Consider the following 10502-nt stretch of genomic DNA (forward strand, 5'->3'; position numbering starts at 1 on the left):
GGTCAGGGCGCCTCGGTGAAGCCGGTGCGGTGGGCCCAGATGGCGGCCTGGGTGCGGTCGCGGACGTCGAGCTTGGCGAGGATGCTCTTGATGTGCGACTTCACGGTCTCGGGGGAGAGGTGGTGGGCGGCGGCGATCTCGGCGTTGGACAGGCCGGCCGCCAGGGAACGGAGGATCGCCGACTCCCGGGGCGTCAAGGGGCTGGGAAGGGCGGGTGGACGGGGTCGGGCGGCCAGGCTGCGCAGGAGTCGGCGGGTGATCTGGGGCGCCAGGAGGGCGTGGCCGGACGCGACGGTGCGGACGGCGGCCGTGAGCTCGTCCGGGGTGGCGCGTTTGAGGAGGAACCCGTCGGCGCCGGCGGCGATGGCGTTGTCGACCACGTCGTCGAGGTCGAAGGTGGTGAGGATGAGGACGCGGGGACGGGGCGGCTCCCAGGAGGTGATCTCGCGGGTGGCGTGCAGGCCGTCGTGGCCCGGCATGCGGACGTCCATGAGCACGAGGTCGGGCCGCAGGGAGCGGGCGGCGGCGACCGTCTGATGGCCGTTGGCGGTCTCCCCGACGACGGCGCATCCGGGTTCGGCGTTCAGCAGGGCGCGGAGCGTGGCGCGGACGAGGGGGTCGTCGTCGGCGAGCAGGATCCGGATCACGAGCGGGCGGGGAGGGTCGCGCGGACCAGGAAGCCGTCGTCGGTGGGGCCGGCGTCGAGCGCGCCGCCCTGGAGGGCGGCGCGGTGCCGCATGTTGGCCAGGCCGCGGCCGGACGGGGCGGCGGTGGGGCCGGATCCCTCGCTGAGGACCTCCAGACGCACCCGGCCGCCGGACTGGGCGAGGCTCAGCCGGATGCGGCCGGCCTCGGTGTGGCGGAGCGCGTTGGTGACGGCCTCCTGGATGATGCGGTTCAACGCGTTGGCGCCGTCGGGCTCCAGGTCGACCGCGCCGACGTCGAGGTCCAGCTCGCGGCCGGCGGCGCGGACGCGGTCGGCCAGGGCCTGCAGGTCCACCATCGCGGACGGGTCGTCGAGGGCGTGGACGAGCCGGTCCAGTTCGGTGAGGGCGCTGCGGCCGAGGGCCTCGATGTGCCGCAGCGCGTCGTGGCCGAAGGCGGGGTCGCCGTCGAATACCCGCTGCCCGACGGCGGCCTGCATCACCATCACGTTGACCGAGTGGCCGACGGCGTCGTGCAGTTCGCGGGCCAACCGGGCGCGCTCCTCCAACAGGACGCGCGCCGCCGACTCGGCGGTGTAGGCGCGGCGGCTGTGCAGGGCGTCGCCGCCGAAGGTCGTGATGAGCAGCCCCATGGCGATGCCCGGCAACGAGTCGAAGGGGTCGCGATCCAGCAGCAGGAAGCCGCCGAAGGCGGTCGCGAACACCGCGCCGCACACCGCCCGGCGGCGCGCGTCCCCGTACTCGGCGAAGCAGCCGAACAGCGCGATCCACAGCGGCCAGTGAACGAGCGTGCCCGGGTATCCGGCCGCCGCGTTGACGAGCAGGGCCGCGCAGGCCGCGATGAGGACCCGCAGGGGGTGGCTGCGAAGCCACAGCAGGCAGAGCGCCGCCAGCATGCACAGCACCACACCGGGGACGTCGGGCCCCCGGTAGGGCGAGGGCACCGGGGAGGCGAGGCCCACCGCCACCGACAGGACCATCAGCCCGCCCGACAGCCATATCCGCATGCCCGGCATCCTCTCTCGACGCGGGCTCAGGACGAATCACTCGCAGGAGTGAAGCGCGCCCGGAGTCCGCGTTCCTAGCTTGTGGCCCCATGAAGAAGACAGCCGGGCTGTGGTGGCTGGCGCTGAGCGCCGCGGCGATCGCCGTCTACGCCCCTTTCCCCTACCTGACCGAGTCCCTGGACGCCCTCGCGGCCGACGACACGGGTCTGGCCTCCAACTACGCCGGACGTCCGCTCTGGGTGAGGGCGGCGCTCTACGTCCACATCGTCGCCGGCGGTCTGGTGCTGCTGTTGAGCCCCGTCCAGCTCTCCTCCCGCCTGCGGGGCCGCCTCCCCCGACTCCATCGGGTCTGCGGGCGGGTCGTCCTGCTCGCCATCGTTCCCGGCGCGGTCGCCGGTCTCCTCATCAGCCCGTTCAATCTGGCGGGCCCGATCGGCACCGCCGGTTTCGGTCTGCTGGCGCTCGTGTGGCTCGCCGTCGCCGTGGCCGCCCATCGGGCCGCCCGGCGTCGGGACTTCCGGGCGCACCGTCGATGGGCGCTGCGCGTGTTCGCCCTCACCTACGCCGGCGTCACCCTGCGCCTGTGGCTGATCGTCCTCATCCTCGCCCAGCCCGGCACCGACCACGAGGTCGCCTTCGACCGCGCCTACCTGATCGTCCCCTTCCTGTCCTGGGTCCCCAACCTCCTCCTCGCCGAGTTCCTCCTCCGCCGGGGCTCCGCGCCCCGTTCGCGCGGGCGTGCGCTTGACCTCGACCTTGCTCGAGGTTGAAGGCTGGGGTCCGAGAGACGATCCGAGCGGGGAGTGTGGACATGATGCGGGCGATTCAGGTGCGGGAGTTCGGTGGTCCCGAGGTGCTGACGCTGGAGGAGGTCCCCGAGCCGGTGGCGGGCCCGGGGGAGGTCGTCGTGGAGATGGCCGCCGCCGATGTCATCTACCTCGACACGCTGCTGCGCGCCGGGTGGGGAGGCGAGTTCTTCCCCCGTGGGCTTCCGCACGTGCCGGGGCACGGCGGCGCCGGACGGGTGGCCGCCGTCGGTGAGGGTGTGGACGCGGGATGGGTGGGCCGGCGGGTCGTGGCCCGGACGTCCACCGGGTACGCCGAGAAGATCGTCGCCGCCGTCGAGGACGTGATCGAGATCCCCGACGCGCTGGGCTTCGGCGAGGCGGCGGCGATGACGCACGACGGTGTCACCGCGTTGATGCTGGCGCGCGACGGACGGATCGCCGAGGGCGAGTGGGTGCTGGTGACCGCCGCGGCCGGCGGCGCGGGTTCGTTGCTCGTACAACTGGCGCGCGATGCCGGGGCCCGGGTCGTCGCGGCGGCGCGCGGCGAACGCAAGCTGGCCCTGGCGCGGGAGCTGGGCGCGGAGGCGGTCGTCGACTACTCGCTGGAGGGATGGCAGCGACGGGTGCGGGAGGCGACCGGAGGCGCGGGAGCGGACCTGGTCTTCGACGGCGTGGGCGGCGACCTGGGCCGGGCGGCGTTCGAGGCGGTCGCCACGGGCGGCCGGTTCGTCACCTACGGCACCGCCGGCGGAACGTTCACCGAGATCGATCCGCAGACGGCCGAGCGGCGGCGGGTGCGGGTGCACAACGCGCTGGCGGCGGGGCCGCCCGACCGGGCCGACGTCCGCGAGGTGCTCACGCGGGCGCTGGCCCTGGCGGCCCAGGGACGGATCCGCCCGGCCATCGGCGCGACCTACCCGTTGGAGCGCGCCCGGGACGCCCACCTCGCGCTCGCCGAACGTACGACGGTCGGCAAGTCGCTGCTGCTCGTCTGATCACGATGACACGCGACCCGGAGGGGCGAGGGGCCGGGCGTCAGCCGGTGGGCCGGATGCTCCCGACGGTGCAGTCCTGCTTCTTGGACTCCTTGAACGGCCGGAACCGGACGTCCACGCAGTTCCGCTTGGAGATGTGCAGGTTGCCGCTCTGCGTCGTCTTCGACGAGGAGTGGTAGTTCATCTGCGTCGCCGTCTTACCGGCGGTGGACGTCGTCTGCTCCTCGTCCTCCGCGTCCGTCACGGGCTCCGACGCCTCCACGGGCTCGGAAACCGCCATGGGCTCGGACGCCTCCACGGGCTCGGAAACCGCCACGGGCTCCGGGGTCGTCGTGGCCGCCACGGGTGACGTGCCCAACAGCACGGCGCCCAGGACCCCGCCCAGGGCGAGGACCCGCATTCCCGCCGTCGTCGACCATTCGGACATGATGTCCTCTTCTCTGGAGAGCGCAACACCGTGCGACCCATGATGTGCGCAGCGTGACGCCGGGTGCGAGTCGCCCGGCGGGGTTTTTCCTTCGCGCACATGCAGCGATGAAGGAAACCGGATCAACGGACCTTTCGCGACGCCCGCACGGCCCTTTCACGCCCGCGCCGAGTGAGGCCGCCCGCCATCGGGTCGGCCCCGTCGTTCCGAGACCGTCGTCGGCCGACCCGTGGCGGCTACCGTGGCCGGATGGACGTGGCGTTGGCGGTGGTCGCGGTCGGAGCGGTGGTGGCCGGGCTCGTCGCGGGGGTGCCGTGGTGGCGGGGGCGGCGTGAGTTGGGGAGTCCTGCGGATCGGGCGACGTTCCACACGCTGCACACCGCGTCGCTGGCGGCGCCGCCCCTCCGGGCCGGACTGACCGAGCAGGGGGCGCAGAAGGCGGTGCGGCACCTGCGGGAGTTGTTGGGGTCGGCGGCCGTGGCCATCACCGACGGGGAGCGGGTGCTGGCCTGGGACGGGACGGGGGAGCACCACGCCGACGGGGCGCTCGCGCACGCGGCCGGGCCGATGGGGAGCGGGCGGACCGACGTGCTCGGGCCCGAGACGGTGGCGTGCGTGCGGCTGGACTGCCCGGTCAGGCACGCGGTCGTGGTGCCGCTGACCACCGACGACCGGGTGGTGGGGACGCTGGCGGCGTACGGGGGCGACGTGTCGGCGGGGCTGATCCGGGCCGCCGAGGAGGTCGGGCACTGGGTGGACGCCCAGTTGCAGCTCGCGGAGCTGGACCGGTCGCGGACGCTGCTGATGGAGGCGGAGGTCCGGGCGCTGCGGGCGCAGATCTCCCCGCACTTCGTCTACAACTCGCTGACCACGATCGCCTCGTTCGTGCGGACGGACCCGGAACGGGCCCGGGAGCTGCTGCTGGAGTTCGCCGACTTCACCCGGTACTCGTTCCGGCGGCACGGCGACTTCACCACGCTGGCCGAGGAGCTGCACTCGATCGACCGGTACCTGCTGCTGCAGCGCGCCCGGTTCGGCGACGAGCGGCTGCGGGTGACGCTGCGGATCGCGCCCGAGGTGCTGCCGGTCGCGGTGCCGTTCCTGTGCCTGCAGCCGCTGGTGGAGAACGCGGTCCGGCACGGGCTCCAGGACCGGGCCGGGCCGGGCCGGATCACGATCGTGGCCGAGGACGCCGGGGCCGACTGCGCGATCAGCGTCGAGGACGACGGGGTCGGCATGGACCCCGAGCGGCTCCGGCACGTCCTGGCGGGGGAGTACGAGGGCGCCGAGGCCGCCGGGATCGGGCTCGGCAACGTCGACGAACGGCTGCGCCAGGTGTACGGGGACGACTACGGTCTGGCCGTCGAGACCGCCGCCGGGGCGGGCACCAAGGTGACGTTGCGGGTGCCCAAGTACCGGCCGGGGGTGACCGCTTCGGGGCCGAAGGGCGGTTGACTTTCCACCGCCGGATTCGGACGCTGGAGTCCGTTCCGTCTCACCTGAGGAGGACGAGTGGCCGGTCTGCGCGTCCTGGCGGTGGACGACGAGGCGCCGGCGCTGGAGGACCTGGCGTTCTGGCTGCGCGCCGACCCCCGCGTCGAGGAGTTGTCGCTGGCCAGGGACGGGGCCGCCGCGCTGCGGCAGGTGGACAGGGCGCTCGCCGGACGGCGGCCGATCGACGCGGTGTTCCTCGACATCCGGATGCCGGGGCTGGACGGGGTGGTGCTGGGGCGGCTGCTGGCGCAGTTCGCCCGGCCCCCGGAGATCGTCTACGTGACCGCGCACGACGTCCACGCGGTGGACGCGTTCGAGATCAAGGCCGCCGACTACCTCCTCAAGCCGGTCCGGCCGGAGCGGCTGGCCGAGGCGATCCGGCGGGTGAGCGGGGCGCCGGCCGACCCGGAGCCCGAGTCGGTGCCGGTGGAGCTGGCCGGGGTCACGCGCTTCGTGGCCGCCGCCGACGTCTGGTACGTGGAGGCCCACGGCGACTACGCCCGGCTGCACACCGCCTCGGGCGGCCATCTGGTCCGCATCCCGCTGGCCGCCCTGGAGGAGCGCTGGCGCGCGGCCGGGTTCGTCCGCGTGCACCGCAGCCATCTGGTGGCCGTCCGGTACGTCGAGGAGCTGCGCCTGGACTCCGGCCGCTGCACGGTGCTGATCGGCGGGACCGAGTTGCCGGTCAGCCGCCGGCACACCCGTGAGCTGCGCGACCTGCTCGTCCGCGACACGCGGCGGCCCCGGTGAGCGGGGAGCCGCGTCGGGTGCTGGTGACCAGCCCCCGGATGCGGGCGGCGCGCCGGCCCCGGCGGAAGGTGACCAGGGAGATCGACGAGCAGACCGGGCTGGGCGAGGCGTACATGCGCTCTCTGGTGCGGGCCCAGCTCCGGCTGGCGCTGGGCGTGTGCGCGGTGCTGGGCGTGGCCGTGGGCGGGTTGCCGCTGGTGTTCGCGGCGGCGCCGGACCTGGAGGTGCTGGGGCTGCCGCTCCCGTGGGTGCTGCTGGCGGGGCTGGTCTATCCGCTGTTCGTGGCCGGCGGCTGGTGGTACGTGCGGCAGGCCGAACGCAACGAGCGCGACTTCGCCGACCTCGTGGAGCGCGACGCCTGAGATGAGCTCCGCGTACGGCTTGGCGGCGGTGTCGCTGGTGGTGACGACGACCGTGCTGATCGGGACGTTCGGGCTGCGGATCTCGCGGACGACGTCGGACTTCTACGTGGCGTCCCGGACGGTGTCGCCGCTGCGCAACGCGTCGGCGATCGGCGGCGAGTACCTGTCGGCCGCCTCGTTCCTCGGGGTGGCCGGGCTCATCATGGCGTACGGGGCGGACATGCTCTGGCTGCCCGTCGGTTGGACCGGCGGCTACCTGGTGCTGCTCGTGCTGGTCTCGGCCCCGCTGCGCAGGTCGGGCGCGTACACGCTGCCGGACTTCGCCGAGGCCCGGCTGGAGTCGATGGCGGTGCGGCGGATCACCAGCGTGCTGGTCGTGCTGATCGGGTGGCTGTACCTGATGCCGCAGCTCCAGAGCGCCGGTCTGGTGCTGCGCACGGTGGCGGGCACCCCGGTGTGGGTGGGCGCCGTGCTGGTGGCCGCGGTGGTGACGATCAACGTCCTGTCCGGCGGGATGCGCAGCATCACCCTGGTGCAGGCGTTCCAGTACTGGCTGAAGCTGACCGCCCTCGCCGTTCCCGTGCTGTTCCTCCTCATCGCCTGGCGGTACGACGCCGCGCCCGGGCCGGACGGCGACGTCCCGCCCGCGTTCACCGAACGCACCACGGTCGCGATGAGCGCGGACGTCACCGTACGGGTGGAACGGCCGATCGCGGTCGTCGTCCACGGGAGCCTGGACGGTGCGGCGCGGGCCGGGCCGGTGATGCTGACGGCGGGGGAGCACGCCCTGACCCGTGACACCGCCGTGACGTTCCCGGCCGGGGCCGCCGTCCCCCATGTCTCGGACCTGCCCGTGATGACCGGCCGGGAGTGGTTCACGCCGCTGTCGGGCCGCGAGTATCCGCTGTACGCGACGTACTCGCTGATCCTGGCGACGTTCCTGGGGACGATGGGGCTGCCGCACGTGCTGGTCCGCTTCTACACCAACCCGGACGGGCGGGCCGCGCGGCGCACCACGGTGCTGGTGCTGACCCTGCTGGGCGCCTTCTACCTGCTGCCCGCGCTGTACGGGGCGCTCGGCCGGATCTACGCCCCCGAGCTGCTGATGACCGGGCGCACCGACGCCGTGGTGCTGACGCTCCCGGGACGGCTCGTGGGCGGGATGCCCGGTGAGCTGCTGAGCGCCCTGGTCACGGCGGGGGCCGTCGCGGCGTTCCTGTCGACCACGTCGGGGCTGACGGTGTCGGTGGCGGGGGTGATCGGCCAGGACATCCTGAACGGCGGGGTGCGGTCGTTCCGGGTCGCGACCCTGCTGGCCCTGTTCGTCCCGCTGGGACTGGCGCTGGCGGCGCGGGCGCTGGCGGTGGCGGACGTGGTGGGTCTGGCGTTCGCGGTGGCCGCGTCCACGTTCTGTCCGCTGCTGGTGCTCGGCATCTGGTGGCGGAGGCTGACCGTCGCGGGCGCGTTCGCGGGGCTGGTCGCGGGCGGCGGGCTCGCGGGCACCGCCGTGGCGTGGACGATCGTCGCCGGGCCGCCCCGGGGGGCCGCGGGCGCCCTCCTCGCCCAGCCCGCCGCCTGGACGGTGCCCGTCGCGTTCGCCGTGATGATCGGCGTCTCGCTGCTCACGCCGCGCAGCGTCCCGGCGGGGGTGGCGCGCACCATGGTCCGACTGCACGCGCCGGAGACCCTCGACCTCGACCGGGGCACCTGGCGGCCCAAGGGCGGCTGACGCGGGTCAGGGCGCCGGCGGCCGGTGGCGCGCCGTGCACGGGCTTTCCAACGGGGAGATTATTGTGTTCGGCGGGGATTCTCCTCAGATCGGCCGAAACAGGTCGACCCTCCGGCGTCGCCGCTCCACCGTTCGTCGCGTGAAATCGACCGCTCACCGAGCGTCCGGAACCGGTCGCCGCACTCGGCCGGCGTCTCGCCGCACCTGATCCGCCGCCCCCTCCACGATGCGGCACGGGGTTTCTACCGTGACGTGACCCCCGTCACCGCCGAGGAGGGATCTTGTGACCGCCGAGAAGCGTCTGCACGCGGACGGAACACCTTATGAACGGGTCCAGCGCAGCGCCGAGTTCCAGGAGTTGCGACGCCGCTTCCGGGCCTTCGCGTTCCCGGCCACCGCGGCGTTCCTGGCCTGGTACCTGCTGTACGTGGTCATGTCCGGCTGGGCCCGCGACCTCATGGGCGCCCAGGTCGTCGGCTTCGTCAACGTGGCCCTGATCTTCGGCCTGCTGCAGTTCGCGTCCACGTTCCTGATCGCGTGGCTGTACGCCCGGCACGCCGAGGCCAGGCTCGACCCGATGGCCGCCGAACTCGCCGCCGGGATGGAAGGGACGGGCCGATGAGCCACGAGACCCTGGCCGTGCTGCTGTTCGTGGCGTTCGTCGGCGGCACGCTCGTCATCACCGTGTGGGCCGGTCGGCACACCAAGGACGCCTCCGACTTCTACGCCGGCGGCCGGTCGTTCTCCGGGGTGCAGAACGGCATGGCCATCGGCGGCGACTACATGTCGGCGGCCTCGTTCCTGGGCATCGCCGGGCTGATCGCGCTGTACGGCTACGACGGGTTCCTGTACTCGATCGGCTTCCTGGTGGCCTGGCTGGTGGCGCTGCTGCTGGTGGCCGAGCTGATGCGGAACTCGGGCAAGTACACGATGGCCGACGTGCTGGCGTTCCGGATGAGCCCGCGTCCGGTGCGCACGGCCGCCGGGGTGTCCACCATCACCGTGTCGATCTTCTACCTGCTGGCCCAGATGGTCGGCGCGGGCGCGCTGGTGTCGCTGCTGTTCGGGTTCACCTCCGACACCGCCAAGGCCGCCACCATCGTGCTGGTCGGCGCGCTGATGATCGTGTACGTGGTCGTCGGCGGCATGAAGGGCACCACCTGGGTCCAGATCGTCAAGGCCGTCCTGCTGATGGGCGGCGCGACGCTGGTGACCGTGCTGGTGCTCGGCAAGTTCGGGTTCAACCTGTCCACGCTGCTGCGCGACGCCGCCGAGCAGAGCGGCAAGGGCGAGGCGTTCCTGGAGCCGGGGCTGCGGTACGCCACCGAGGAGCAGGGCCTGACCGGCAAGCTCGACCTGATCAGCCTGGGGTTGGCGCTCGTCCTCGGGACCGCCGGGCTGCCGCACATCCTGATCCGCTTCTACACCGTGCCGACCGCGCGGGACGCCCGCAAGTCGGTGCTGTGGGGGATCGGCATCATCGGCGCCTTCTACCTGCTGACCCTCGTGCTGGGCTTCGGCGCGGCGGCGCTGGTGGGCAGCGACGAGATCCGCGCGGCCAACCCGGCGGGCAACACCGCCGCCCCGCAGCTCGCCGAACGGATCGGCGAGATCGTCTTCGGCGACGTCGGCGGCACCGTGCTGCTGGCGGTCATCGCGGCGGTGGCGTTCGCGACGATCCTGGCGGTGGTGGCGGGCCTCACCCTGGCCTCGTCCTCCTCGTTCGCCCACGACCTGTACGCCCACGTCATCAAGCGGGGCCGGGTCACCGACCGGGAGGAGGTGCGGGTCGCCCGCATCTCCGCGTTCGTCATCGGCGCGGTGGCGATCGTGCTGGGCATCTTCGCGCAGCGGCTGAACGTGGCGTTCCTGGTGGCGCTGGCGTTCGCGGTGGCGGCGTCCGCCAACCTGCCCGCGATCCTCTACAGCCTGTTCTGGCGGAGGTTCAACACGGCGGGCGCGGTCGCGGCCATCTACGGCGGGCTGGGCTCGGCGGTGCTGCTCGTGCTGTTCTCGCCGGTGGTGTCGGGCTCGGAGAAGGCGCTGTTCACCGGCGCGGACTTCTCCTACTTCCCGCTGGAGAACCCGGGCATCGTCTCCATCCCGTTCGGGTTCCTGTGCGGCTGGCTGGGCGCGGTGCTCAGCAAGGAGCACAATGCGGAGAAGTACGCCGAGATCGAGGTCCGGTCCCTGACGGGTGCGGGCGCGGAGCGCGCCACCGGCCACTAGGCCCTCCGGTCCCGCCCTCGGCCCACGGGGAGGGCGGGGCCGGAGCCTCGGGTCAG

11 protein-coding genes are annotated in these 10502 nt (G+C 73.3%); 8 read left to right on the top strand and 3 right to left on the bottom strand.

The window, feature by feature from the left end; genetic code table 11:
* Positions 1 to 2: 2 nt before the first annotated feature.
* A complete protein-coding gene (locus DFJ69_RS24135; protein ID WP_116024705.1) occupies positions 3 to 647 on the bottom strand; it encodes a response regulator in 645 nt (214 codons plus the stop codon).
* The gene (locus DFJ69_RS24140) at positions 644 to 1672 is read right to left on the bottom strand and encodes a sensor histidine kinase (protein ID WP_170177759.1); all 1029 of its coding nucleotides are present in this window, start codon (positions 1670 to 1672) and stop codon (positions 644 to 646) included. The genes DFJ69_RS24135 and DFJ69_RS24140 overlap by 4 nt, the downstream gene beginning before the upstream one ends.
* An 89-nt stretch (positions 1673 to 1761) precedes the next feature.
* Here DFJ69_RS24140 and DFJ69_RS24145 point away from each other — a divergent pair, with 89 nt between their 5' ends.
* Both DFJ69_RS24145 and DFJ69_RS24150 read left to right on the top strand, forming a co-directional pair.
* A complete protein-coding gene (locus DFJ69_RS24145) occupies positions 1762 to 2442 on the top strand; it encodes a DUF2306 domain-containing protein (RefSeq protein ID WP_116024707.1) in 681 nt (226 codons plus the stop codon).
* Positions 2443 to 2486: 44 nt separating this feature from the next.
* The gene (locus DFJ69_RS24150) at positions 2487 to 3455 is read left to right on the top strand and encodes a zinc-binding dehydrogenase (RefSeq protein ID WP_116026857.1); all 969 of its coding nucleotides are present in this window, start codon (positions 2487 to 2489) and stop codon (positions 3453 to 3455) included.
* Between the two features lie 40 nt (positions 3456 to 3495).
* On the opposite strand, the gene DFJ69_RS24155 is transcribed toward DFJ69_RS24150, so the two are convergent.
* Entirely contained in the window at positions 3496 to 3882 is a 387-nt protein-coding gene (locus DFJ69_RS24155) for a hypothetical protein (RefSeq protein ID WP_147312404.1), read from the bottom strand.
* Positions 3883 to 4131: 249 nt separating this feature from the next.
* Here DFJ69_RS24155 and DFJ69_RS24160 point away from each other — a divergent pair, with 249 nt between their 5' ends.
* The 6 genes from DFJ69_RS24160 (at position 4132) to DFJ69_RS24185 (ending at position 10446) form a co-directional block, all read left to right on the top strand.
* Entirely contained in the window at positions 4132 to 5337 is a 1206-nt protein-coding gene (locus DFJ69_RS24160) for a sensor histidine kinase (protein ID WP_116024709.1), read from the top strand.
* A 57-nt stretch (positions 5338 to 5394) separates the two neighbouring features.
* Positions 5395 to 6126: a LytR/AlgR family response regulator transcription factor gene (locus DFJ69_RS24165; RefSeq protein WP_116024710.1), complete on the top strand. Its 732-nt coding sequence runs from the start codon at positions 5395 to 5397 to the stop codon at positions 6124 to 6126.
* Complete coding sequence (locus DFJ69_RS24170) at positions 6123 to 6488, top strand: DUF485 domain-containing protein (RefSeq protein WP_116024711.1); 366 nt, start codon at positions 6123 to 6125, stop codon at positions 6486 to 6488. The genes DFJ69_RS24165 and DFJ69_RS24170 overlap by 4 nt, the downstream gene beginning before the upstream one ends.
* A 1-nt stretch (position 6489) precedes the next feature.
* A complete protein-coding gene (locus DFJ69_RS24175) occupies positions 6490 to 8217 on the top strand; it encodes a sodium/solute symporter (protein ID WP_116024712.1) in 1728 nt (575 codons plus the stop codon).
* Positions 8218 to 8500: 283 nt separating this feature from the next.
* Positions 8501 to 8839: a DUF485 domain-containing protein gene (locus tag DFJ69_RS24180; RefSeq protein WP_116024713.1), complete on the top strand. Its 339-nt coding sequence runs from the start codon at positions 8501 to 8503 to the stop codon at positions 8837 to 8839.
* Positions 8836 to 10446, top strand: coding sequence for a solute symporter family protein (locus DFJ69_RS24185; RefSeq protein WP_116024714.1), 1611 nt, complete (start codon positions 8836 to 8838; stop codon positions 10444 to 10446). Before DFJ69_RS24180 ends, DFJ69_RS24185 begins: the two co-directional genes overlap by 4 nt.
* Positions 10447 to 10502 lie beyond the last annotated feature (56 nt).

Source organism: Thermomonospora umbrina (assembly GCF_003386555.1).
Classification (GTDB): domain Bacteria; phylum Actinomycetota; class Actinomycetes; order Streptosporangiales; family Streptosporangiaceae; genus Thermomonospora; species Thermomonospora umbrina.